The following is a 24,881-nucleotide window of genomic DNA, read 5'->3' as shown; positions in this document are numbered from 1 at the left end:
TGCACCCGCTCCCCCCCGCCCTCTTCCCCGTAGAGGGCGGACGGGAGAATCTGTTAACATCACGCTATGCAAATCCAGCACTCGATTATTCAACTTGCCGGTCACTCGCTTCAGCGGGTGGATTTCGACCCGGTAACCTTTCAGCCAGAAGATCTGCTCTGGCTGCCGCACTATGCCCAACTCACCGACGGCTCCCGCAAACGACAGACCGAGCATCTCGCCGGGCGTATCGCCGCGGTTTACGCGCTGCAGGAAGTGGGCGAAAAGGACGTTCCCGCCATCGGTGATGAACGCCAGCCCCTGTGGCCAGCGCCGTGGTACGGCAGCATCAGCCACTGCGAACGCAGCGCGCTGGCGGTGGTCTCGGCCCAACCGATTGGCGTCGATATTGAGCGTATCATGACGCCTTCCCTGGCGGCGGATCTGGAAAGCAGCATCATCAATAGCGAAGAAAAGAGCCTGCTCGCAGCAAGCGGCCTGACGCCCGAGCTGGCGCTGACGCTGGCGTTTTCGGCGAAGGAGAGCGCGTTCAAGGCCTGCCCTCTCCGGGTACAAGCGGGAATAGGTTTCACCGATTTTAAACTGGTGTGTATAAAGGAAGGAAATTTGCTTTTGCGGCTATCCGCCACGGAGTACCGGCTGCAATGGATTAAGGCCGCTGAATACGTGATTACGCTCAGCGCGTCATAAACACAAAACCCGCGCGGTCGCCCCGCACGGGTTTACAACGCTACGGCAAAATCAGCGCATCTTCTGCGCCAGCTCCGCCACAGAAGCGGCATCAAAACCATGATGTTTGCGCAGCCAGCCGCGGTCCGCCGCCGCCGCATACTCGCCATCCGGGATCCCCAGACGTTTAAGCGTAATGCCCGCGCCCGCTTCGGCCAGCACTTCCGCCACCAGGCTACCCAATCCGCCGTTGACGTTATGTTCTTCCACCGTAATCACCGCTTTGCACGGCTTCAGCGCTGCCAGCAGCGCGGCGGTATCGCAAGGGCGAATGGACGGCACGCTCACCACTTTGGCCTGAATCCCCGCGTCGGCCAGCATCTGCGCGGCATCGACGATTTCATGCACCGTTGACCCCGTCGCGACCAGCGCGATATCCTCGCCTTCCCGCAGCGTGACGACCGCTCCCGGCACAAAGCGATAGTTTTCATCGTGCAGTTCCGGCAGCGCCTTACCGTCAAGACGAATATACACCGGCCCCTGATAGCCGATAGCGTAATCGATAATCTGCCGACATTCGCGCGGCGAAGACGGGGCAAAAATCTGGATATTACCGAAGCCGCGCATCACCGCCAGGTCGTCGATCGCGTGATGGGTGCTGGCCAGCGGGCCGTAGCTGGCCCCGGCGTTAAGGCCAAATAGCTTAACGTTGGTGTTGTTATAGCAAACGTCGACTTTAATCTGTTCATTAGCGCGGGAAATCAGGAACGGCGCGGCGTTACAGGTGACCGCCACTTTGCCTCCCAGCGCCAGCCCCGCCGCCGTACCGACCATGCTCTGCTCGGCGATACCCACGTTAACCAGACGGCCGGGAAACTGTTTAATAAACGGGGCAATTTTTGCCGTAGACGTTGAGTCAGCCACCACCGGCACCAGGTCAACCCCGCTGTCGACCGCATCAATAAAGGCCTGAACCATCACGCTCGCCAGGTGTTCTGCATTACTCATCTTTCAGTTCCTCCAGTGCCAGTGCAATTTCTTCGCCTTTCGGTACCCGGTGGTGCCATTCAGGGCGCCCCTGGATAAAGGAAATACCGGCACCTTTCGTGGTGTTGGCGATAACAACGTTCGGTTTACCTTCCTGCTTCAGCCCTTCCAGGGTCGCCACTACCGAGGCCATGTCGTTACCCTGGCACTCGGTGACCGTCATCCCGAAGGCCTTCCATTTATCAGCCAGCGGATCGGTATTCATGATTTCGCGGGTCGGCCCCGCCAGCTGGAGATTGTTCTTGTCATTAATAATGACCAGGTTATCAAGGCCATAGTGCGCCGCAGCCAGCGCCGCTTCCCAGTTGCTGCCTTCCGCCAGTTCGCCATCGCCGGTAATTAAAAAGATGCGGCGGGAGCTGTTGCTTTTCTTTGCAGCCAGCGCCAGCCCCACCGCAACAGGCAAACCGTGGCCCAGCGCGCCGGTGTTAAGCTCAATACCCGGCGTTTTCTGACGAACCGGGTGACCAGGAAGATGTGAATTGGCATGCTGATAGGTTTCCAGCCAGTCAACCGGGAAGAAGCCCGCTTCGGCCAGCACGCAGTAGTAGCAGCCCACCGCATGGCCTTTCGACTGAATGTAGATATCACGCTGGTCGTCATCCAGGCGGTCCGGCGCAACGTTCATAATGCGGAAATAGAGCGCGGTGATCAGTTCAACCTGAGACAGGTCGGCACCGGTGTGCCCACCAGCCGGGCTATTGGCATTCAATCTGACGATATGGCGACGTACGGCGCGGGCTTTACGCTCAAGTGCCTGGACATCATAGCTATAGGGATTCATTTAATACCTCTGAATTTATTTTCAACTTGGAATATTTATTCCGTCAGGGACTAAAAAAACCAGACATCCCCAGGCAACGCATCGTAAGGCTTACGCCGCTGCATCATACTCAGGAACATTCTGCCTCCTTACCACCAGGCATAACTTCACCCGGATACTTTTCAGTTGACCTGAAATCGTCAATGAATATATATTCAATAACGATTCTTTATTCAATTATGCGACCAGCGATTTGTTTTTGTCCATAGCTGTTTTTGACGATTGGTGAAAGTTAGATATTCATCACACTTAACTGTCTTTTCTTTTCGCGTATGATAATGAGCTCTAACATAATGGCTGCACGTAAATGATTTTCGGGGAAATATATGGCTAAGCAGGATGAACAACGGCTATTAGTTAAGATTGCCACGCTCTACTATCTTGAAGGACGCAAGCAGTCCGATATCGCTCAACTTCTCTCGCTTTCTCAATCATTTATCTCCCGAGCGATCACCCGCTGCCAAAAAGAAGGCGTGGTCAAAATCAGCGTTGTTCAGCCATCGAATATTTTCCTCAATCTTGAAAAAGGCCTCGAGGATCGTTACGGCATTAAACAAGCCATCGTGGTGGATACTGAAGAAGACGCCAGCGATCACACCATCAAGCGCGCTATTGGCTCCGCCGCCGCGCACTATCTGGAGACGCGATTGCGGCCAAAAGATCTGATCGGCGTCTCTTCGTGGAGCTCGACCATTCGTGCGATGGTGGATGAGGTTCATGCACAAAACCTGAAGGCCAGCGGCGTCATTCAACTGCTGGGCGGCGTCGGTCCAAACGGTAACGTGCAGGCGACCATTCTCACCCAAACTCTGGCGCAGCATCTGAACTGTGAAGCCTGGCTGCTCCCTTCCCAAAGCATTGAGGGTTCCACCGAGGAAAAAAATCGCCTCGTTGCCAGCAAAGATGTCGCCGATGTTATCGCCCGCTTCGACGAAGTCGATATCGCTATTGTCGGCATTGGCATTCTTGAACCGTCACAGCTGCTGAAAACCTCCGGCAACTACTATCACGAAGATATGCTCCAGGTGCTGGCGGAACGCGGCGCCGTGGGGGACATTTGCCTGCACTACTACGACAAAAACGGTAACGCAGTGTTACGCGATGATGAAGATCCTGTAATCGGTATGGCGCTGGAGAAAGTGAAGAAGTGCCCTAACGTGGTGGCTCTAGCCGGCGGCAGAGATAAGGTGGCAGCTATCAAAGGTGCGCTGTCGGGCGGATATATCGATGTTTTAATTACCGACTACCCCACGGCAAGATTGCTTATTGCCGATTGAAATCCCCACTCCAACACTTTCCCACAGCCTTTACGCTTTCTCTCAGGCGTAAAGGTGATGCTAATAAATCAATATATTTCAGTAGGATAAAAGCACAAAGCCGCTCTCTTTTTCACCAACATCGGGATACTTCGTTGATCCGATAAGTGTGATTGCCAGCACAATTGATAACTTTTCCTGTAGCCCGACGGGAAGTTTCTGGCTAAGGTATCAAATAAATAATCACTATCGAATATATATTCAGTGATTAAAAAAGTGAAAACGAATTGTCACATCATGACCTGCCAGGAAGCAATGCGATAACGAGGAGTAGCAACCGTTCCCCTCTGCGCCAGGACGAAGTGTGACTCAGGAGACTACCTAATGCAGGCAACACGTAAAGAGTTCATCATTGCACTGGACGAGGGCACCACCAATGCCAAAGCCGTGGTGCTCGATAGCCGCGGCCAGGTCGTGGTGAAATTCTCCCAGCCGCTGGCGATTCAAACACCGCGTGAAGGTTGGGTCGAGCAGTCGGGAGAAGTGCTGGTAGAGGCGTCACTGGACGTTATTGCGCAAGCGGTTGAACACGTTGGCGCTGCAAACGTCGCTGCCTTAGCCATCAGCAACCAGCGCGAAACGGCAATCGGCTGGTATCGCCAGAGCGGTAAGCCGATCAACGCGGCCATCACCTGGCAGTGTACCCGCAGCGCTGAATTTTGCGATGAACTGCGTCGCAACGGTAAAGAGCAGCAAATCAAAACAACTACCGGCTTGCCGATTGCGCCGCTGTTCTCTGCCTCGAAAATGCGCTGGCTGCTGGAATCCATCCCGGACGGCAGAATGCAGGCAGAGCGCGGAGAAATTTGCCTTGGCACTATCGACAGCTGGCTGCTGTGGAACTTAACCCAGGGTGAGGCGTTTTACTGCGATTGCTCCAATGCCGCACGTACCCAGCTGCTCAACCTGCAAACCGGTCAGTGGGACGACGAAATGCTGGCGCTGTTTCAGATCCCTCGCGCCGCGCTGCCGGAAATTAAACCTTCCAGCGGATTATTTGGCTATACCCGCGGGCTGAACGCGATCCCTGACGGTATCCCGGTAATGGCGATGGTCGGGGATTCCCATGCCGCGCTGTTCGGCCACGCGCTGGGCGAATCCGGCTGCGTTAAAGCCACCTACGGTACCGGATCATCGGTGATGGCGCCGGTAAAATCCGCCCAGTGCGATATCGACGCGCTGGCCACCACCGTCGCCTGGCACGACGGCGACAGCATGACCTACGGGCTAGAAGGTAATATTCCGCATACCGGCGACGCCGTAGCATGGATGGCCGACAGTACCGGCTTAAGCGAGCTTTCCGCCGCGGAACTGGCGCATGAACTCAACACGCTGCCCGCCTCCGTTGATTCGACGCTGGGCGTCTATTTTGTCCCGGCGTTAACCGGCCTTGGCGCGCCGTGGTGGGATGACAGCGCGCGCGGCGTAATCTGCGGCCTGAGCCGCGGCGTCAAGCGCGCCCATCTGATTCGCGCCGCGCTGGAATCCATTACCTATCAAATCGCCGATGTCGTCGTTGCGATGCGCCAGCAGGATGACTTCCACCTGACGGCATTGATGGTCGACGGCGGCCCAACCAAAAATGACTGGTTAATGCAGTATCAGGCCGATCTGCTCGGCTGCCCGGTGATGCGCAGCGACGTTGCCGAACTGTCGGCGATTGGCGCGGCCCTGCTCGCACGCAAAGCCCTGAATCCCGGATCGGTGACCGATCTGAAAGCCTTTTTAACCGAACATAGCGAATTTATCCCCGATATGGCCCGCCACCAGCGCCTGCAGAAAAGATGGCAGGAGTGGCGCCATGCGGTGAACAGAACATTATGGAAACCGGCAACGTCCGCCTGACGCCCACCAGGGAATCGCGCGTGTGACGCACTTTAGAGCCTATCCCAGTAGGCGTTATTGGCGCAGGCAGTTTGAACACGGACAGCGCTTCGATCCCGGAGCGTACACGTAGTACGTGAGGATTAACTCGCGATGCTCGCCCTCCGGGCCGCCCTGAAGGGCGTTCAAAATACTTTCGTATTTTGTCGAGCACTGCCCTGGTTCAAAATGGCCAGTAAAATAGCCCTAATGGATAGGCTCTTACTCATCAACAAAAGGAGACCCCCGGCCCATAAACTTGATTTACAGGCCTTACGTTGTTTCACCGTACCCGACAATAACAACCAAGAGAGAAAATTGTCATGAAATTACGTTTAACGCTTTTAACTGCTGCTACCCTGACCGCCTTTTCTTTTGCTGCCCAGGCGGCAGAAAAAGGCACCATTATGATCATGGTAAACTCGCTGGATAACCCTTATTACGCCTCTGAAGCCAAGGGCGCCAGCGAAAAAGCAAAAGAACTGGGATATCAAACCACTATTCTGTCGCACGGCGAAGATGTAAAAAAACAGAATGAGCTGATCGATACCGCCATCGGTAAAAAAGTTCAGGGCATTATTCTGGATAACGCCGACTCCACCGCCAGCGTCGCCGCTATTGAAAAAGCGAAGAAAGCCGGTATTCCGGTGGTATTAATTAACCGCGAAATTCCGGTTGATGATATCGCGCTGGAGCAAATTACCCATAATAACTTCCAGGCCGGTTCTGAAGTCGCCAACGTATTTGTTGAGAAAATGGCGGAGAAAGGGAAATACGCCGAACTGACCTGTAACCTGGCGGATAATAACTGCGTTACCCGCTCTAAATCTTTCCACCAGGTTATCGACCAGTACCCCGATATGGTCAGCGTGGCCAAACAAGACGCTAAGGGCACGTTAATCGACGGCAAACGCATTATGGACAGTATTCTGCAAGCGCATCCTGACGTGAAGGGCGTGATTTGCGGCAACGGTCCTGTCGCACTCGGCGCTATCGCCGCGCTGAAAGCCGCTAATCGCACCGACGTTGTGGTGGTTGGTATTGATGGCAGCAACGATGAACGCGACGCGGTAAAAGCCGGCACCCTGCAGGCTACCGTGATGCTTCAGGCCCAGGCCATCGCCGCTCAGGGGGTGACCGATCTCGATAACTACCTGCAAAAAGGTGAAAAACCGGCGAAGCAGCGCGTGATGTTCCGCGGCATCCTGATAACCCAGGACAACGCAGATAAAGTACAGGACTTCAATATCAAATCCTGATTTCGGGTTGTTGCGCCCCTTCCGGGGCGCACAGGAGAGTATTATGTATAAAAAAATATCGCTGATGCTGGTCGTTCTTGCGCTCGGAGGCTGTCGTATCGTCTCTCAGCAGGAGCTGGCCGATCTTAAATCTCCGCCCAATCCGCATATGGCGGATATCGATCGGACATGGCAAGACCAGGTGGTTCCTCAGGTTGTGGCTAAAGCTCGCCCGGTCGCCGAATTAATGACCGCTCTCGGCGCAGCGCATGATATTGATAGCGCCTGCAAAGCGTTAGGCTATCGTGCTCAGGATGAAAATCCGTGCGTTTTTTACGTCAAAGTTGAAGGCACTATCAGCAAAATTGATTCCGCTTCACGTAGCGGAAAAATGACGATTGAGGATACCAGCGGCAGCAACGTGGTAGTGCAAATTGGCCCAACGCTGCGCGGCACATTATTACGCGACGGCTATCAGGGCGCCAGCTATCAGGACTTCAACGATCAGGTGCTATTTGGTGAATATAGCCGGGCGATTAATGAACACGCCGTCAAGATGATCCAGACGGCGCAGGTTAAAACCGGCGAAGCAGTACAGGTCTACGGCGTGTTCTCCGCCTGGGATATTCCGCAGAGCGTTCCTGATATTACGCCAGCAAAAATTGTTCGTTTGGGAGGACAATAAGATGCAGCGGCAAGAACTCGTCAATTCCCAACCAGTCGAATCTGAAGTTATTATCGAAACCCGCGAATTATCACGCGTTTATCCAGGCGTTGTGGCTTTAGATAACGTGAACTATCGGGTCTATCGAAATAAAGTAAACGTTCTGATCGGTGAAAATGGTGCGGGTAAATCCACCATGATGAAAATGCTTGCTGGCGTTGAAACACCCTCTTCCGGTCAAATTATTCTTGACGGTACTCCGGTCACCCTAAGCTCCACCCATCAGGCAGAGAAACATGGCATCAGCATCATTTTTCAGGAATTAAACTTATTCCCGAACATGAACGTCATGGATAATATTTTTATGGCTAACGAATTCTTTCAGAAAGGAAAGATTAACGAAAAATATCAATATGAGTTAGCCAAAAAATTACTCGAGAGGCTCGAACTTAACGTCGATCCCTATACCCCGCTCGGCGAATTAGGTATCGGCCATCAGCAGCTGGTGGAAATTGCGCGCGCGCTTTCAAAAGACACCCGGGTATTAATTATGGATGAGCCCACTTCCGCACTCAGTCAGTCGGAAGTCAAAATCCTGTTTAACGTTATTGAGCAGCTTAAACGCCGTGGCGTCACCATTATTTATATTTCCCATCGTCTGGAAGAGCTGATGGAAATTGGCGATCACATCACTATTTTCCGCGACGGGCGCTTTATCAGCGAGCGTGAAGTCAGCGACGCCAGTATTCCGTGGATTATCGAACAGATGGTCGGCGATAAGAAAAAACATTTTGACTACCGGCCTGCGCCAAAAGGCGAGGCGGTACTTGCCGTTGATGGTTTGACGGCGCTCCATCCCAGCGGCGGCTATAAGCTCAACGACGTGACCTTCACCTTAAGTAAAGGGGAAGTCATCGGCATCTACGGTCTGCTCGGCGCCGGGCGCACGGAGCTGTTCAAAGGCTTGGTCGGCCTGATGCCCTGCCAGAGCGGTAACGTCCAGCTCAACGGCGAAAACATCGAAAAGTCTTCGTTCCAGACGCGGCTGAAAAAGGGGCTGGCGCTGGTTCCTGAAGACCGCCAGGGCGAAGGCGTGGTGCAGATGATGTCGATTCAGTCGAATATGACCTTATCCGATTTCAGCCTGCAGGGCTTTCGTCGGGCGTGGAAATGGCTGAATCCGCAGAAGGAAACGGCCTGCGTCAAAGAGATGATTGGCGAGCTGGCCATCAAGGTTAGCGATCCCGAACTACCGATCACCTCGCTCAGCGGCGGCAACCAACAAAAAGTGGTACTCGGCAAAGCGTTGATGACCAGGCCGGAGGTGGTATTTCTCGATGAGCCCACTCGCGGCATTGATGTCGGCGCGAAAACCGACGTTTATCACCTGATCGGCAAAATGGCCCAACAGGGTCTGGCAGTGATGTTCTCTTCATCGGAGCTGGATGAAGTGATGGCGCTGGCGGATCGCATTTTGGTGATGGCCGATGGCCGGATTACCGCCGATTTACCGCGTCATGCGGTTACCCGCGAAAAATTAATCGCGGCTTCAACACCTCAAGATTAATCAGGCTGGAACCCATCATGAACCAGAAATATATGATTTATATGTACCTGCTGAAAGCCAGAACGTTTATCGCTCTGCTGCTGGTTATCGCGTTTTTCAGCGTGATGGTACCGAATTTCCTGACCACATCTAACCTGCTGATTATGACCCAGCACGTGGCCATCACCGGCCTGCTGGCCATCGGTATGACGCTGGTTATTCTGACGGGCGGTATCGACCTTTCCGTTGGCGCCGTCGCCGGGATCTGCGGCATGGTTGCCGGGGCGCTATTAACTAACGGCCTGCCCTTGTGGAACGGCAGCGTCATTTTCTTCAACGTGCCGGAAGTGATCCTCTGCGTGGCGCTCTTCGGCGTACTGGTCGGCTTTGTTAACGGCGCGGTAATCACCCGCTTCGGCGTGGCGCCCTTTATCTGCACCCTGGGCATGATGTATGTCGCCAGGGGTTCGGCGCTGCTGTTCAACGACGGCAGCACCTACCCGAACCTTAACGGCATGGAAGCGCTGGGCAATACCGGTTTCTCCACCCTGGGATCCGGAACGCTGATGGGCATTTATTTGCCAATCTGGCTGATGATCGGCTTCCTGCTGCTGGGCTACTGGCTGACCACCAAAACCCCGCTGGGCCGCTATATCTACGCTATCGGCGGTAATGAATCCGCCGCTCGCCTTGCAGGTGTACCTATCGTCAAGGCAAAAATCTTTGTTTACGCCTTCTCCGGCCTGTGCTCGGCGTTCGTTGGTCTTATCGTCGCCTCACAGCTGCAAACCGCGCACCCGATGACCGGCAATATGTTCGAAATGGACGCTATCGGCGCCACCGTGCTCGGCGGAACCGCGCTGGCAGGCGGCCGTGGCCGGGTTACCGGCTCTATTATCGGCGCGTTCGTTATCGTCTTCCTGGCTGATGGCATGGTGATGATGGGGGTCAGCGATTTCTGGCAGATGGTCATTAAGGGCGTGGTTATCGTCACCGCGGTCGTTGTCGACCAGTTCCAGCAAAAACTACAAAACAAAGTCATCCTGATGCGCCGCCATGAGGAGAAGCTGGCTGCGGCAGGTGCCACCAGTTAATAACGTCTTTATTACCCCGTCGGACGCACCGGCGTCCGGCTTCTATAAGGGATGAAAAACATGCAAAGAAATTTCGAGAACAAAACGGTTGTTATCACCGGCGCCTGCCGCGGAATTGGTGCCGGTATCGCCGAGCGCTTTGCGCGCGACGGGGCGAATCTGGTGATGGTCTCTAACGCCGAGCGCGTCCACGAAACGGCGGAAACCTTACGCCAGCGCTATCAGGCCGATATTCTTTCGTTGCAGGTTGATGTCACCGACGAAGCGCAGGTGCAGTCACTGTACGAGCGGGCGGCGGCGCGTTTCGGCACCATTGACGTCTCTATCCAGAACGCGGGCGTGATCACTATCGACTATTACGATCGTATGCCGAAAGCCGACTTTGAAAAAGTGCTCGCCGTTAACACCACCGGCGTCTGGCTGTGCTGCCGCGAAGCCGCCAAATATATGGTTAAGCAGAACCACGGCAGCCTGATCAATACCTCTTCCGGCCAGGGGCGTCAGGGCTTTATTTATACCCCGCACTATGCCGCCAGCAAAATGGGCGTTATCGGCATTACCCAAAGCCTGGCGCACGAGCTGGCGCCGTGGAATATCACCGTCAACGCCTTCTGTCCGGGCATTATTGAAAGCGAAATGTGGGACTACAACGACCGGGTATGGGGCGAGATCCTCAGCACCGAGCAGAAACGCTACGGTAAGGGCGAGCTGATGGCGGAGTGGGTCGAAGGCATTCCGATGAAGCGTGCCGGTAAACCGGAAGACGTTGCTGGTCTGGTGGCGTTTCTCGCCTCCGATGACGCGCGCTATCTCACCGGGCAGACCATCAATATAGATGGCGGCCTGATTATGTCGTAATGCGGTCCCCCGGGTTGCGGCTGACGCCTTACCCGGGCTTCCGGTCGGCACAATTTTGTAGCCCGGATAAGACGTTTATGCCGCAATCCGGGGAAACAACAGATCAGCACCGTCTGGTAGCCCGGACAGGCGCAACGCGCCGCCTCCGGGAACGCCAACACCGGGCATGCTAAAGAATATTTTTTAGAGAGTAATAACTATGATCGCAAAAGATTTTGCCCAACAGCTGTTTAATCTACAGGACCGCGTCGCTTTTGTGACCGGCGCAGGCAGCGGTATCGGCCAGATGATTGCTTATGGCCTCGCCAGCGCGGGCGCTCGGATAGTCTGCTTTGATCTACGCGAAGACGGGGGCCTTGCTGAAACCGTAAACAATATCGAAGCCATTGGTGGAGAAGCCTGTTTTTACACCGGCGATGTCCGTCAGCTTAGCGACCTGCGCGCCGGTGTTGCGCTGGCCAAAAGCCGCTTTGGCCGCCTTGATGTCGCCGTAAACGCCGCCGGGATTGCTAATGCCAATCCGGCGCTTGAGATGGAAACCGAGCAGTGGCAGCGGGTTATCGACATCAACCTCACTGGCGTGTGGAACTCCTGTAAGGCGGAAGCCGAGCTGATGCAGGAATCTGGCGGCGGCTCGATTATTAATATCGCCTCGATGTCCGGCATCATCGTTAATCGGGGCCTCGATCAGGCGCACTATAACTGCTCTAAAGCGGGGGTGATCCACCTGTCGAAAAGCCTGGCGATGGAGTGGATCGGCAAAGGGATCCGCGTGAACTCCATCAGTCCCGGCTACACCGCCACGCCGATGAACACCCGTCCAGAGATGGTTCACCAGACCCGCGAATTTGAAAGCCAGACGCCGATCCAGCGTATGGCGAAGGTGGAAGAGATGGCCGGTCCGGCGCTGTTCCTTGCCAGCGATGCGGCATCATTCTGTACCGGGGTTGATCTGGTCGTCGACGGCGGCTTTGTCTGCTGGTAGAACGGACCGAATGCCGGTATGGATATCAATATACTGACAGCGACCGGCGAAGCAGTATGCAGGGTGGCGGCGCGATTGTTTTAACCGGTCGATGTTCTCTCGCCGTCCATCCTGCCCCCATAAGCAGAAAAAAGGTGCCTTAAGGTTCCTTACCCAGCCTGCGGATAAGCGGGGATAGCTCCCCGCATACCGGCTACTTCTTCGTTTCGTAAGCGAGAACGGCCTTGAACTCCATACTACGTTCTTTGATGCTCAGCTCGCACAGCGAGTCGCGCACCATTAACGTCAATCCCAGCGCTGTCAGACACAGCACGATGATTGCCACCAGGGCGTATTTTGTCAGCATCTCGTTGCCTCCATGCGAAGAAGAGGCTACTATCCAACGTGCTAGGGTTGGATCGTGAGCCTCAGGTTGATGGGAACATCTCCTGGGGCTTCGTCTTTCTGAATCCTCACCTAAGCCTGAACGCAGAAAGCCTCAGGCACCCGCCGCCATCATACGCCTCCCTGCGTTTCTCACTGTATATTTAACCAGTCAAATCCCTTTTTCAGAAAACGTTTAGATGGCCTACATTCCGGGGAAGGTCACGCTGTTGCCCGGCGCTTCGCGATGCAGATGGATAAAGTTCAAATGACGCTCGTACTGGTCAAGAATATCGGTAATGACCTGCTCTTTGCTGTAGTCCATCAGGTCGTTGCCCTGACTCCCTTCCAGCAGGAAGGTCTCCAGACGATAGTAGGTCGACTTCCCGCTACGCGCCCGGTAGGTAAAGCCGGGAATGGAGTACTGCTGCGGCCAGATTTGATAAATAAAGTTCTGCTCGTCGCCCATATGCACCAGCAGGTCGAGATGGCCCAGGTTATCCCCCTCTTCCGGCGGCAGGCTTTTCAGCTCAACGTAGGCGCCGCGCAGCTTCAGCTCCTGCGCCACCTCTTCCATCGCCGGGAAGCATACCGTTTCCATCATCTGGCGGGTATAGCGCGTGCCGGGATAGTTCATCAGCCGCGACAGACGCTTCTTCCAGCTCAGGCGATCCTGTACGCCAAGCGGGCGCGGGGCAGTATCGCGGTTGGCGCTCTCGCGGCGATAATCCTCGACCTTCAGCGACTTGTACAACCCCGCCATCACGAAGAAGATCACGAAGCTAAACGGTAGCCCCATAATCACCGTTGCGTTCTGCAGGGCGGAAATGCCGTTAGTCATCAGCATGCCGAGGGTCAGCAGGCCGATGACCACCGACCAGAAGATCCGCAGCCAGTTTGGCGCATCGCTGTTGATATCCTTCAGCTTCGAGGTGAAGTTACCCAGCACCAGCGCCCCGGAATCCGCGGAGGTCACGTAGAACAGCAGGCCGGTAATCGTCGCCACCGAAGCGCTAAAGGTAAACGCCGGATACTGCGCCAGCAGGTTATAGAATCCGCGCTCCGGGTGGGCGACCGCCTCGGCGGCGAAGGCCGCATTGCCGTGGATGATTTCGTACAGCGCGCTGTTGCCGAACACCGACAGCCACAGCAGGGTAAAGGTGAAGGGGATAATCAGCGTCCCCAGCACGAACTGACGAATGGTACGTCCACGTGAAATACGCGCCAGGAACAGACCGACAAACGGCGACCACGCAACCCACCACGCCCAGAAGAACAGGGTCCAGTTGTTCATCCACTCTACCGGACGATCGAAGGCGAAGCTGTTCAGAGTCATACCCATAAAACGATTCACGTAGTCGCCGACGTTAAGCACCAGCGCATTGAGCAGGAACTCGGTATCGCCCATAAACAGGATGAACAGGATCAGGCCGAGGGCCAGCACCACGTTAAGCTCGGAAAGAATACGAATGCCTTTGTCCACCCCGGAGGTCACAGAGATGGTGGCGATTATCACCGACAGCACGATCAGCGCCGCTTTCGCCCCCAGCGAATCCGGGATGTCAAACAGCACGTTGAGGCCATAATTGAGCTGCACCACGCCAATGCCAAGGGTGGTGGCGATACCAAAAATGGTGCCGATAACGGCGGCGATATCCACGGTGTGGCCAATAGGGCCATTAATCTTTTTGCCAAAGATAGGATAGAGCGCGGAGCGGATGGTCAGGGGTAAATTATAACGATAGCTAAAGTATCCCAACGCCATCCCCATCAGGGCATACATCGACCAGCCGGTCAGCCCGTAGTGAAACAGCGTCCATACCATCGCCTGGCGCGCCGCCTCCATGGTCTGCCCCGCCCCTTCCGGCGGCTGCATATACTGGGTCACCGGTTCGGCAACGGAGAAGAACATCAGGTCGATCCCGATACCAGCGGCGAACAGCATTGCCGCCCAGCTGAGCACGCTAAACTCCGGCTTCGAGTGCTCCGGTCCGAGCTTCACCGAACCGAAACGCGAGCAGGCGATGCACACCACAAACACGATATACAGCGTCGCGGCCAACAAATAATACCAGCCGAAGGTCTTTGAAACCCAGTTCAGGGTACGGCCAATCCAGGCCGCGGAATAATCGCTGAAGAAGAGAGTCATCAGGGAAAACAACAAAATCAGTCCGGCGGAAGTATAAAAAACCACCGGATTGATTTTGTCCTTTTCTCTGCTCGGCGAAAGGTCTGTCATCCATTCTCCTTACTTTTTTTGTAACTATTAGAACCAAAATCGGAAACAATTAAGACACATTTTATATTGAACGTCCAATCAAAAACCGCTTTAATAGATAAACAAAGCTGATGAATGGAGTCTGAGAAATGCCCAAACTGGGGATGCAACCGATACGGCAGCGGCAGCTCATTGACGCGACCCTGGCCGCGATCAATGAAGTGGGAATGCACGATGCCACCATTGCGCAAATTGCCCGACGGGCTGGCGTATCAACCGGCATCATCAGCCACTATTTCAAGGATAAGAACGGGCTGCTGGAAGCGACGATGCGCGATATCACCGGCCAGCTGCGCCAGGCGGTATTAAGCCGTCTGCACGCTCTGCCCGGCGCCTCTCCTCAGGAGCGCCTGCGCGCCATCGTAGCGGGAAACTTTGACGAGAGTCAGATAAGCAGCGCGGCGATGAAGGCCTGGCTCGCCTTTTGGGCCAGCAGCATGCATCAGCCGATGCTCTATCGTCTGCAGCAGGTCAGCAGCCGACGCCTGCTGTCGAATATCGTCTATGAGTTCCAGCGCGCTCTGCCGCGCGAAGAGGCGCAGGAGGCCGGATACGGTCTCGCCGCGCTGATCGACGGGCTGTGGCTGCGCGCGGCGCTAAGCGGTAAACCGTTGGATAAAGCCCGCGCCGAAACGCTCGCCGAGCACTTCATCAGCAAATATCTGCCACCGACTTCTCAATAATGGAGGACCCATGTCCCGAATGGCCGAACAGCAGCTTTATATCCACGGTGGTTATGTCTCCGCCACCAGCGGTAAAACCTTCGAGACCATTAACCCCGCCAGCGGGGAAGTGCTGGCGACCGTCCAGGCCGCCGGCCGTGAAGACGTCGACCGGGCGGTAAAAAGCGCCCAAAAAGGGCAAAAAATCTGGGCGGCGATGAGCGCGATGGAACGTTCGCGCATTCTGCGTAAAGCGGTCGATATTCTGCGCGAGCGCAACGACGAACTGGCGCGTCTGGAAACTCTCGATACCGGCAAACCGCTGAGCGAAACCGCCGCCGTCGATATCGTCACCGGTGCAGATGTCCTGGAGTACTACGCGGGCCTGATCCCGGCGCTGGAAGGCAGCCAGATCCCGCTGCGCGACAGTTCATTCGTCTATACCCGCCGGGAACCGCTGGGCGTCGTCGCCGGGATCGGTGCCTGGAACTATCCGATCCAGATAGCCCTGTGGAAATCAGCCCCGGCGCTGGCGGCCGGTAACGCGATGATCTTTAAGCCGAGTGAAGTCACCCCGCTCACCGCCCTGAAGCTGGCGGAAATTTACCGCGAAGCGGGACTACCGGCGGGCGTATTTAACGTGCTGCCGGGCACCGGCGCCGAAACCGGCCAGTATCTCACCGAGCACCCGGACATCGCCAAAATCTCCTTTACCGGCGGCGTCGCCAGCGGCAAAAAGGTGATGGCCAACTCCGCCGCCTCCTCATTGAAGGAAGTGACCATGGAGCTGGGCGGCAAATCGCCGCTGATCGTCTGTGAAGACGCCAACCTCGACCTCGCCGCCGACATCGCGATGATGGCTAACTTCTACAGCTCGGGCCAGGTCTGTACCAACGGCACGCGAGTCTTCGTTCCGGCGCGCCTGAAATCGGCGTTTGAAGAAAAAATCCTCGCTCGCGTGGCGCGTATCCGCCCCGGCGATCTGTTTGCTGAAAGCACCAACTTCGGACCGCTGGTGAGCTTCCCTCACCGCGAGAACGTGCTGCGCTACATCGAGACGGGTAAACAAGAAGGCGCGCGCCTGCTCTGCGGCGGCGAAGTGCTGAAAGGGGAAGGCTTCGACCACGGCGCGTGGGTCGCCCCGACGGTGTTTACCGACTGCGATGACCAGATGACCATCGTCCGCGAAGAGATCTTCGGCCCGGTGATATCGATTCTGAGCTACGACGATGAGGAAGAAGCGGTTCGCCGCGCCAATGCCACCGAATACGGCCTCGCTGCCGGCGTGGTCACACCGGATTTAAACCGCGCCCACCGTCTGATTCATCGGCTGGAGGCCGGGATCTGCTGGATCAACACCTGGGGCGAATCCCCGGCGGAGATGCCGGTCGGCGGCTACAAGCACTCCGGGATTGGCCGCGAAAACGGCGTGCAGACGCTACAGAGCTACACCCAGGTAAAATCCATCCAGGTTGAGATGGGTCAGTTTCAATCCATATTTTAACCAGGAGGTCATTTTTGCAGTTTGACTACATTATTATTGGTGCCGGTTCCGCCGGCAACGTACTGGCTACACGACTGACGGAAGATCCTGACACCACCGTCCTGCTGCTGGAAGCGGGCGGCCCGGATTACCGTTTCGACTTCCGCACCCAGATGCCCGCCGCGCTGGCGTTTCCCCTGCAGGGTCGGCGCTATAACTGGGCCTACGAGACCGAACCCGAGCCGCATATGAATAACCGCCGCATGGAGTGCGGGCGCGGTAAGGGCCTCGGCGGCTCCTCATTGATCAACGGCATGTGCTATATCCGCGGCAACGCCATGGACCTCGATAACTGGGCCACGGCGCCGGGGCTTGAACACTGGAGCTACCTCGACTGTCTGCCCTATTACCGCAAAGCGGAAACTCGCGATATCGGCGCTAACGACTACCACGGCGGCGACGGCCCGGTCAGCGTCACCACGCCTAAGCAGGGCAACAACCCGCTGTTCCACGCGATGATCGAAGCCGGCGTACAGGCAGGCTACCCGCGCACCGACGATCTTAACGGCTACCAGCAGGAGGGGTTTGGCCCGATGGATCGTACCGTGACGCCGCAGGGACGCCGCGCCAGCACCGCACGCGGCTATCTCGACCAGGCCCGCGCGCGCGCCAATCTGACCATTCGCACCCACGCGCTGACCGATCGTATTATTTTTGCCGGCAAGCGCGCCGTCGGCGTCGAATGGCTGGAAGGCGACAGCACCGCGCCATCAAAAGCCACCGCTAACAAAGAAGTGCTGCTCTGCGCGGGGGCTATCGCCTCGCCGCAAATCCTGCAGCGATCCGGCGTCGGCAGCCCGGAACTGTTGCGCCAGTTCGATATTCCGCTGGTACACGCCCTGCCCGGCGTCGGCGAGAACCTGCAGGATCATCTGGAGATGTATCTGCAGTACGAATGCAAAGAGCCGGTGTCGCTCTACCCGGCGCTGCAGTGGTGGAACCAGCCGAAAATCGGCGCCGAATGGCTGTTCAGCGGAACCGGCATCGGCGCCAGCAACCAGTTTGAAGCGGGTGGATTTATTCGCAGCCGCGAGGAGTTTGCGTGGCCGAATATTCAGTACCATTTCCTGCCGGTCGCGATTAACTATAACGGTTCAAATGCGGTAAAAGAGCACGGCTTCCAGTGCCACGTGGGCTCCATGCGCTCCCCGAGCCGCGGCCACGTGCGGCTGAAATCGCGCGATCCGCACCAGCATCCGGCGATTCTGTTTAACTATATGTCCAGCGAACAGGACTGGCAGGAGTTTCGCGATGCGATTCGTATTACCCGCGAAATCATGCATCAGCCGGCGCTGGATAACTATCGCGGCCGGGAGATCAGCCCGGGTGCGGAGTGCCAGAGCGATGCCGAGCTGGATGAGTTCGTGCGCAATCATGCGGAAACCGCCTTCCATCCGTGCGGCACCTGTAAAATGGGCTACGACAAGATGTCGGTGGTCGATGGCGAAGGTCGGGTTCACGGGCTGGAGGGCCTGCGCGTGGTAGACGCCTCAATTATGCCGCAGATTATTACCGGCAACCTTAACGCCACCACGATTATGATTGGCGAGAAAATGGCTGACGCCATTCGCGGCCGCCAGCCGCTGCCGCGCAGTACCGCGACTTATTATGTCGCCGGGGATGCGCCGGTTCGCCGCTAAACGATCTATGCCGGGTGGCGGCGACGCCTCACCCGGCCTGGCCACGATTTTACGGGATTGCGCTACGCTTATTCGGGCTATTCATCGGCGCTCGTCCTGAATTCAACGAAACGTTTCCAGCCGCTTTATCTGCCGCCCTTCGGCATCAAAGTTCTCCGGCGCCAGCCACGCCTGCAGCGCCGCATCGCGCACGGGCACGCGATCCTTGACCTGCTGACCAAACTCATTGATTTCCGGCACGCTTATCTCTCCCGTAGTGTTATCAAATTGTTATATCAAGAAAGCCGGATAGCCGGAAGATGGCTTGCAGAATAAACCATTGGTCTAAGGTAGGGTAAAAACCCGCCCCCGCTCGCGCTACGCTTAGCGGGGCTACGGGTTCACTGCTACCTGGAAGTGGTTAGCCCGGGTGAAGCGTTTACGCCGCGACCCGGGAAATCATCCCCCCTACTTCGCCAGGTTCGCGAAGCGGGCAAATACCGCATCAAAAATCGCCAGCCCTTTTGCCACCTGTTCGGCACTGATGGTGCACGGCGGCACCACGTGAATGCGGTTCTCCACCACAAACGCCAGCAGACCAGCTTCGGTTAACGCAACTTTAATCGCCGCCATATCGGCAGCGGTCAGCGGGGTTTTCCGCTCGCGGCTGCTGACCAGCTCCAGCGCCTGGAACAGACCGCGGCCGCGCACGTTGCCGATAAGCGCGTGCTTCTCCGCCAGCGCTTCCAGCCCCGGACGCAGTACCTTGTTGCCGATGGTCGCCGCGTTCTCCACCACCTTCTCTTCTTTCATCGCATCAATGGTGGCGACAATCGCCGCCATCGCCAGCGGATGGCCGGAATAGGTCAGCCCTCCGGCGAAGAAATGGTCATCAAAGTAGCGGGCGAGCGGCTCGCTAATCAGCACGCCGCCGGCCGGGACGTAGCCGGCATTCACCCCTTTGGCGAAAGTCACCAGATCCGGCACCACGCCATCCTGCTCAAAGGCAAACCAGCTCCCGGTACGGCCAAAACCGGCCATCACTTCATCAAGGATCAAGACAATGCCGAACTCATCGGCCAGCGCCCGCACGCCCTGCATATAGCCCTCGGGCGGGACAAGAATCCCGGCAGTACCCGGAATCGACTCCAGCAGAATCGCGGCAATCGCGTTCGGGCCTTCGCACTCAATCATCCGCCGCAGATGAGCCAGCGCGCGCTGGCACTCCTCCTCTTCCGTCGCGGCGTTAAATTCGCTGCGATAGAGGTAGGGATTGAAAAAGTGTACGTGGCCGCGGGAATACTCGTTCGGCACCCGGCGCCAGTCGCCGGTGGCGGCAATGGCGCTGCCGGTATTGCCGTGATAGGAACGATAGGCGGAGAGCACTTTATCGCGCCCGGTATAGAGCCGCGCCATGCGGATGGCGTTCTCGTTGGCGTCAGCGCCAGCATTGGTGAAGAACACTTTGCTAAAGCCTTCCGGCGCCAGCTCGACGATGCGCTTCGCCGCTTCGCCGCGGGCGAGGTTGGCGGTGGCGGGCGCGATGGTCACCAGTTCTTCCAGTTGGGCTTTCATCGCCGCCAGCACGCGCGGATGCTGATAGCCAATGTTGACGTTGACCAGCTGGCTGCTGAAATCCAGGTAAGTATTGCCTTCGTAATCCCACAGCTCGCAGCCTTTAGCCCCGGCGATCACCAGCGGATGTAAATTGCCCTGCATCGACCATGAATGAAACACATAAGCGCGATCCAGCTGCCGAACTTCATCATTGCTTATTGCTACTTCGTTCTGTAGTGCCAGCTTCATACCCTGCCCTCTCTCATGTCGTTGTCGTTGGCCTCATCATTGGTCGTTCAGGGCAGAAACGGATAGAGCCAGTCAGGCAAAAATGATGTGACACCGTGTCACATCGCCGCGCGCCGACTGGCTCTGTGCCCGCGCGCGTGCGGTTTTTATAGTGGGAGCGACAATCTGCACAGGAGAATGAAATGGCAACGAGCAAAGTGGTGTTTATTACCGGGGCGACCTCGGGTTTTGGCGAAGCGGCGGCGCAGGTCTTCGCCGATGCGGGCTGGTCGCTGGTGCTGAGTGGACGCCGTGTTGAGCGGCTGAAGACGCTACAGGATAAGCTCGCCTCGCAGGTGGCGGTGCATATCATCGAACTCGACGTGCGCGATAGCGATGCGGTCGCCGCGGCCGTGCTGGCGCTGCCCGCTGAATTCGCCGATATCACGACGCTGATTAACAACGCCGGGCTGGCGCTGTCGCCGCAGCCCGCGCAGAAAGTGGATCTGGACGACTGGAAAACGATGATCGACACCAACGTCACCGGACTGGTCAACGTGACTCATGCCCTGCTGCCGACGCTGATTCGTCACGGCGCGGGGGCGAGCATCATCAATATTGGCTCTATCGCCGGGCAGTGGCCCTATCCTGGCAGCCACGTCTACGGCGCCAGCAAGGCTTTCGTGAAGCAGTTCAGCTATAACCTGCGCTGCGATCTGCTCGGGACCGGGGTGCGCGTGACCGATCTCGCGCCGGGGATTGCCGAAACGGAATTTACCCTGGTGCGCACCAAAGGCGACCAGGCGGCGTCGGACAACCTGTATCGCGGCACCACGCCGCTGAGCGCGCGGGATATTGCCGAACAGATGTTTTATATCGCCACGCTGCCGGACCATATGAATATCAACCGGGTCGAGGTGATGCCGGTGCGTCAAGCCTGGCAGCCGTTTGCGATCGATCGGGATTGACATCAGCCGCCGCGCCCGGGCCTGGTAGCCCGGACAGGCGCGGCAGCGCCGCCTCCGGGACGGTGTGGTAGGTGGTTCCGTTCACCGCTATTTCGCAGAAAATGTCTCACCGTGGTACGTGAACGGGTAAAGGGGGAGAAAACCGTCTCCCCCTTTACAATCCCCGCGGTCCCGCAAAGAAATCGGTGCTACGCACTGCGCTCACCTCCCGGTCCTCAGCCTGCGGTCGGCTCAACTCGACATCCCTGTCTCGATTCGCCTCTGGCCGCCATCCCTGGCGGCCAGCCCTTGTCTTCGGCCCTCCGGTTCGCCGATTTCAGCGGGGGCCAGGGCATCGCTGCATAACACGTTGTTTCAGAGACATATCCATAGCTGCATGAACATCTCCCGGAGGCGGCGCTGCCGCGCCTGTCCGGGCTACCCAGTCTGCCTCCCTCAGGCACCGGGCCCGCAAATCCCGGGTCGCGGCGTAAACGCCTTACCCGGGATACCGCCCCGCAGACGGCTGGCAACCCGTAGCCCCGGTAAGCGCAGCGCAACCGGGGAGATTGGCCGCTGGAGATTATCGGCTGCTCTGCAGAAACTGCCTGACGCGCTCGGAATCCGGGTTGCTGAAAAACTTCTCCGGCGGCGCTTTCTCAATCAACAATCCCTTCTCAAGAAACACCACTTCATCCGACACCTGGCGCGCGAAGTCCATCTCGTGGGTCACCACCACCATGGTATAGCCCTCAGCGGCCAGCGCTTTCATCACTCCCAGCACCTCGTTGACCAGCTCGGGGTCCAGCGCCGACGTCGGTTCATCAAACAGAATCACCTCCGGCGACATCGCCAGCGAACGGGCAATTGCCACCCTCTGCTTCTGTCCGCCGGAGAGCGTTATCGGGTAAACGTCGGCTTTATGCGCCATCCCCACTTTCTCCAGCTGCTGCATGGCGATAACCTTTGCTTCATCACGTTTCATCCCCTTCACGTGCAGCAACGCTTCGCTGACGTTCTGCTGCACCGTCAGATGCGGCCACAGGTTAAAGCTCTGAAACACCATCCCTACCCGCTCGCGGATTTTTGACAGCTGACGATGGGACATCGCCCGGCCATTTTGCTCGTCAATCCCCAGCCGCTGGCCGCTGATGCGGATCTCGCCGCGATCCGGCTGTTCCAGCCAGTTCATGCAGCGCAGCAGCGTTGATTTACCTGACCCCGACGAGCCGAGTATGCTCACCACGGTCCCCTTCTCAACCGTCAGGTTGATATCGCGAAGCACTTCAACGTTATCAAACTGTTTTGAGACGTTTTTGACGCTTACAGCAGTGGTATCAGGCATGACTCATTCCTCTTCTCGCTCCCCAGGCGCTCAGACGCTTAATCAGCAGCTCCAGCAGGATACTGATCGCCCAGTAGAGCCCAATGGCGACAATAAAGGCGTTAAACGGGATAAAATAGGTGGCCTGCACGCTGTTAGCCGCAGCGGTTATCTCCTGGACGGTGATAATGCTGAGGAAAGCGGTATCTTTCAGGCAGATAATCAGCTGATTCCCCATCAGCGGTAGCGCTGATGACAAAATATTGGGCAGAATAATACGGCGGAAGATTTTGTAGCGCGAAAACCCCTGCGCTACCGCCGCCTCGATATAACCGCCGGAAAATACCCGGCGCTGGCTGCGCAGTATTTCAAAGAAATAGGCACCGTGGTAAATAATTAAGGCGATTAATCCGGCTGTCCACGCCTCCATACTGATACCGACTTCCGGCAAACCGTAATAGAGCAAATAAGCCAGAATCAAAAAGGGAATCGCCCGCATTAAGCTGACGAAGCCAATAATAATCCGGTTAAGGGTTTTCTTTTGATATTCGGTTAAATAGCACAGGACCACGCCGATAATTAATCCGGCGATCGCCGCGGTAATAAATAGCTCAAGGGTGGCGAGTAAACCGGCAATAAAGCTGTCGCGTACCGACCAGATAACGGCCCACTGATTCATAGCATCTCCCGTATTTATCGCGCCAGACGCTTCGCTTTCCGCTCGGCCATCCCCTGCAGCTTCAGCAGCAGGCCAATAATCACCACGTACAGCAGACCCGCCGCCAGAATCGGCGAAAGCGGTTCATAGGTAACTGAAGAAATTCGGTTAGTGACGCGGGTGAGATCCACCACGCCAATCACCGCGATTGCCGGGCTGCCTTTTATCAGGAACGACATTTCGTTGACCAGTGCGGGCAGGCTTTCAATCCACATTTGCGGCAGCATGATATAGCGGAAGTAAGCCCAGCGCCGCATTCCCACCGACTCCGCCGCTTCCCGCTGTTCGCGGGGGAAAGTGCGAAAAGCGTTACGCCAGATTTCGGCATTGAAAGCCGAGGTATTGAGCGTCAGCGCCACAATCGCCGCGACGTTTTTATCGAGGTTAATCCCGACGGTCGGCAGAGAAAGAAACAGGAACAGCACCAGCGTCACCAGCGGCGTGGCGCGGGCAAGGCTGATATAGACCACCAGCAGCTGATCGATAACCGGGATACGCAGCATGCGTACCAGCGCGATCAGCAGACCAATCACCACCCCAAAGGCAATAGCGATGGCCGAAATCCAGAGGGTAGTCCATGCGCCTTCAATCAGTAACTGCCAGGAAATTGCATCCATGAAGCCCTCCTTCACCTGAACAGGCGGCGGTTTCCCGCCGCAGAACCCATTACAGCCCGGCTAATTTATGAAACTGTTCCGGGCTGGTAATCGCTTCGGTCGGCAGGTCGTCATAGGTTTCGCCAAACCACTTTTTCTGCAGCTCGGCGAGCTTGCCGGTCTCCTTCATGTGGTTCATAAATTTGGTCATATAGGCCAGTAGCTGCGGCGAGTTTTTCGGGATCGGCCATGCCATATAGCCCGGACCGGATACCGCCAGACCTTTGGCGAACACCTTCGGCCTGGCCTTCGCCAGGTCGTTGACCGAGATAACCACGTTTATCACGTAGTCCAGACGTTTGTTGGCGAGGTCGGCGTAGGCTTCAGGATAGGAGGGATACTCCACCACCGGCCCCAGCTTACCGCCGGTTTTCTCCAGCATCGCTTTCAGTTCCGGCAGCCTTGCCAGCAGCGCGCTGCCCGCCTGAACGCCCACTTTTTTCCCGCTCAGTTCAGCAATGGTATTCAGGGAATTATCGCCCGCGCGTTTAACAAAATAGTGCTGCGCTGACGCCCACGGCGGCGTGAAATCAAAGACTTTGAGACGGTCATCGGTAATCACCGCGCCGGTTAACGCCATGTCGTATTGCCCGGTGGAGACCGCCGCCAATAATCCGGTCCACGGCAGAATGCTCTGGTCGACGTTGAATTTCGCGTATTTGCGTAATTCATCGAGCATATCTTTGTTGAAGCCATCCGCCTGGCCGTTATTCATAAAGTTAAAAGGCGCGTAATCATCTTCGGTCGCGACTTTGAGGGTGCCGGTTTTTTCTATTTCCGCAAGGTCGGCAGCTGCTGCGTGATAAGAAAAGGCCATCGCCATGATGGCGCCCAGACAAATTGAACCTAATGATTTGTTCATTAATTCACCCCTAATTAATTC

At 56.6% G+C, this 24,881-nt stretch carries 22 protein-coding genes and 1 pseudogene; 13 read left to right on the top strand and 10 right to left on the bottom strand.

All coding sequences use genetic code 11. The features are described 5' to 3' along the window. Nucleotides 1-66: 66 nt before the first annotated feature. Nucleotides 67-690, top strand: coding sequence for an enterobactin synthase subunit EntD (gene entD, locus GJ746_RS07305; protein ID WP_154679598.1), 624 nt, complete (start codon nucleotides 67-69; stop codon nucleotides 688-690). 51 nt (nucleotides 691-741) lie between these two features. On the opposite strand, the gene GJ746_RS07300 is transcribed toward entD, so the two are convergent. Together GJ746_RS07300 and GJ746_RS07295 are read right to left on the bottom strand one after the other, a co-directional pair. Next, the gene (locus GJ746_RS07300; RefSeq protein ID WP_154679597.1) at nucleotides 742-1,677 is read right to left on the bottom strand and encodes a transketolase family protein; all 936 of its coding nucleotides are present in this window, start codon (nucleotides 1,675-1,677) and stop codon (nucleotides 742-744) included. Continuing rightward, the gene (locus GJ746_RS07295; RefSeq protein ID WP_154679596.1) at nucleotides 1,670-2,500 is read right to left on the bottom strand and encodes a transketolase; all 831 of its coding nucleotides are present in this window, start codon (nucleotides 2,498-2,500) and stop codon (nucleotides 1,670-1,672) included. Before GJ746_RS07295 ends, GJ746_RS07300 begins: the two co-directional genes overlap by 8 nt. A 365-nt stretch (nucleotides 2,501-2,865) precedes the next feature. On the opposite strand from GJ746_RS07295, the gene GJ746_RS07290 reads away from it, so the two are divergent. The 8 genes from GJ746_RS07290 (at nucleotide 2,866) to GJ746_RS07255 (ending at nucleotide 12,103) form a co-directional block, all read left to right on the top strand. After that, entirely contained in the window at nucleotides 2,866-3,816 is a 951-nt protein-coding gene (locus tag GJ746_RS07290; RefSeq protein WP_154679595.1) for a sugar-binding transcriptional regulator, read from the top strand. Nucleotides 3,817-4,179: 363 nt separating this feature from the next. Continuing rightward, nucleotides 4,180-5,700 (top strand): FGGY family carbohydrate kinase, encoded by a 1,521-nt coding sequence (locus GJ746_RS07285; protein WP_154679594.1) that lies wholly within the window; start codon nucleotides 4,180-4,182, stop codon nucleotides 5,698-5,700. Nucleotides 5,701-6,041: 341 nt separating this feature from the next. After that, nucleotides 6,042-6,977: a D-ribose ABC transporter substrate-binding protein gene (locus GJ746_RS07280; RefSeq protein ID WP_154679593.1), complete on the top strand. Its 936-nt coding sequence runs from the start codon at nucleotides 6,042-6,044 to the stop codon at nucleotides 6,975-6,977. A 43-nt stretch (nucleotides 6,978-7,020) separates the two neighbouring features. After that, nucleotides 7,021-7,641 (top strand): DUF2291 family protein, encoded by a 621-nt coding sequence (locus tag GJ746_RS07275; RefSeq protein ID WP_154679592.1) that lies wholly within the window; start codon nucleotides 7,021-7,023, stop codon nucleotides 7,639-7,641. A 1-nt stretch (nucleotide 7,642) separates the two neighbouring features. Further along, nucleotides 7,643-9,187 carry a sugar ABC transporter ATP-binding protein gene (locus GJ746_RS07270; RefSeq protein ID WP_154679591.1) on the top strand — a complete coding sequence of 515 codons (1,545 nt, stop codon included), beginning with the start codon at nucleotides 7,643-7,645 and terminating at the stop codon, nucleotides 9,185-9,187. A gap of 17 nt (nucleotides 9,188-9,204) precedes the next feature. Then, nucleotides 9,205-10,260: an ABC transporter permease gene (locus tag GJ746_RS07265; RefSeq protein WP_004100048.1), complete on the top strand. Its 1,056-nt coding sequence runs from the start codon at nucleotides 9,205-9,207 to the stop codon at nucleotides 10,258-10,260. 60 nt (nucleotides 10,261-10,320) lie between these two features. Continuing rightward, on the top strand, nucleotides 10,321-11,118 hold the full coding sequence (locus GJ746_RS07260) for an SDR family oxidoreductase (RefSeq protein WP_154679590.1): 798 nt from the start codon (nucleotides 10,321-10,323) through the stop codon (nucleotides 11,116-11,118). A gap of 199 nt (nucleotides 11,119-11,317) precedes the next feature. Then, nucleotides 11,318-12,103 carry an SDR family oxidoreductase gene (locus tag GJ746_RS07255; RefSeq protein WP_154679589.1) on the top strand — a complete coding sequence of 262 codons (786 nt, stop codon included), beginning with the start codon at nucleotides 11,318-11,320 and terminating at the stop codon, nucleotides 12,101-12,103. A gap of 193 nt (nucleotides 12,104-12,296) precedes the next feature. On the opposite strand, the gene GJ746_RS07250 is transcribed toward GJ746_RS07255, so the two are convergent. Beyond that, nucleotides 12,297-12,449 (bottom strand): Hok/Gef family protein, encoded by a 153-nt coding sequence (locus GJ746_RS07250; RefSeq protein ID WP_004130292.1) that lies wholly within the window; start codon nucleotides 12,447-12,449, stop codon nucleotides 12,297-12,299. A 222-nt stretch (nucleotides 12,450-12,671) separates the two neighbouring features. Beyond that, entirely contained in the window at nucleotides 12,672-14,705 is a 2,034-nt protein-coding gene (locus GJ746_RS07245; RefSeq protein WP_154679588.1) for a choline transporter, read from the bottom strand. A gap of 128 nt (nucleotides 14,706-14,833) precedes the next feature. On the opposite strand from GJ746_RS07245, the gene betI reads away from it, so the two are divergent. The 3 genes from betI to betA are packed head-to-tail and all read left to right on the top strand — an operon-like array spanning nucleotide 14,834 to nucleotide 18,589. Further along, nucleotides 14,834-15,427, top strand: coding sequence for a transcriptional regulator BetI (gene betI / locus GJ746_RS07240; RefSeq protein WP_154679587.1), 594 nt, complete (start codon nucleotides 14,834-14,836; stop codon nucleotides 15,425-15,427). A 10-nt stretch (nucleotides 15,428-15,437) separates the two neighbouring features. Next, entirely contained in the window at nucleotides 15,438-16,910 is a 1,473-nt protein-coding gene (gene betB, locus GJ746_RS07235; RefSeq protein WP_154679586.1) for a betaine-aldehyde dehydrogenase, read from the top strand. Between the two features lie 14 nt (nucleotides 16,911-16,924). Then, nucleotides 16,925-18,589 carry a choline dehydrogenase gene (gene betA / locus GJ746_RS07230; RefSeq protein WP_154679585.1) on the top strand — a complete coding sequence of 555 codons (1,665 nt, stop codon included), beginning with the start codon at nucleotides 16,925-16,927 and terminating at the stop codon, nucleotides 18,587-18,589. 102 nt (nucleotides 18,590-18,691) lie between these two features. On the opposite strand, the pseudogene GJ746_RS07225 reads toward betA, so the two are convergent. Both GJ746_RS07225 and GJ746_RS07220 read right to left on the bottom strand, forming a co-directional pair. Continuing rightward, nucleotides 18,692-18,784, bottom strand: a pseudogene (locus tag GJ746_RS07225) (GNAT family N-acetyltransferase); the annotation flags it as partial. Nucleotides 18,785-19,036: 252 nt separating this feature from the next. Further along, the gene (locus GJ746_RS07220; RefSeq protein ID WP_154679584.1) at nucleotides 19,037-20,374 is read right to left on the bottom strand and encodes an aspartate aminotransferase family protein; all 1,338 of its coding nucleotides are present in this window, start codon (nucleotides 20,372-20,374) and stop codon (nucleotides 19,037-19,039) included. A 182-nt stretch (nucleotides 20,375-20,556) separates the two neighbouring features. Here GJ746_RS07220 and GJ746_RS07215 point away from each other — a divergent pair, with 182 nt between their 5' ends. Beyond that, nucleotides 20,557-21,321 (top strand): SDR family NAD(P)-dependent oxidoreductase, encoded by a 765-nt coding sequence (locus GJ746_RS07215; protein ID WP_154679583.1) that lies wholly within the window; start codon nucleotides 20,557-20,559, stop codon nucleotides 21,319-21,321. Nucleotides 21,322-21,883: 562 nt separating this feature from the next. On the opposite strand, the gene GJ746_RS07210 is transcribed toward GJ746_RS07215, so the two are convergent. From GJ746_RS07210 to GJ746_RS07195, 4 genes are read right to left on the bottom strand one after another with little or no spacing between them, the layout of a single operon-like run. Beyond that, on the bottom strand, nucleotides 21,884-22,645 hold the full coding sequence (locus GJ746_RS07210; protein WP_154679582.1) for an amino acid ABC transporter ATP-binding protein: 762 nt from the start codon (nucleotides 22,643-22,645) through the stop codon (nucleotides 21,884-21,886). Further along, the gene (locus GJ746_RS07205) at nucleotides 22,638-23,303 is read right to left on the bottom strand and encodes an amino acid ABC transporter permease (protein ID WP_154679581.1); all 666 of its coding nucleotides are present in this window, start codon (nucleotides 23,301-23,303) and stop codon (nucleotides 22,638-22,640) included. The genes GJ746_RS07210 and GJ746_RS07205 overlap by 8 nt, the downstream gene beginning before the upstream one ends. 14 nt (nucleotides 23,304-23,317) lie before the next feature. Continuing rightward, entirely contained in the window at nucleotides 23,318-23,959 is a 642-nt protein-coding gene (locus tag GJ746_RS07200; protein ID WP_004100025.1) for an amino acid ABC transporter permease, read from the bottom strand. Nucleotides 23,960-24,008: 49 nt separating this feature from the next. Next, nucleotides 24,009-24,860, bottom strand: coding sequence for a transporter substrate-binding domain-containing protein (locus tag GJ746_RS07195; protein ID WP_154679580.1), 852 nt, complete (start codon nucleotides 24,858-24,860; stop codon nucleotides 24,009-24,011). Nucleotides 24,861-24,881 lie beyond the last annotated feature (21 nt).

The organism is Klebsiella oxytoca, assembly GCF_009707385.1.
GTDB lineage: Bacteria > Pseudomonadota > Gammaproteobacteria > Enterobacterales > Enterobacteriaceae > Klebsiella > Klebsiella oxytoca_C.
This window is presented reverse-complemented; position numbering and strand designations above follow the sequence as displayed.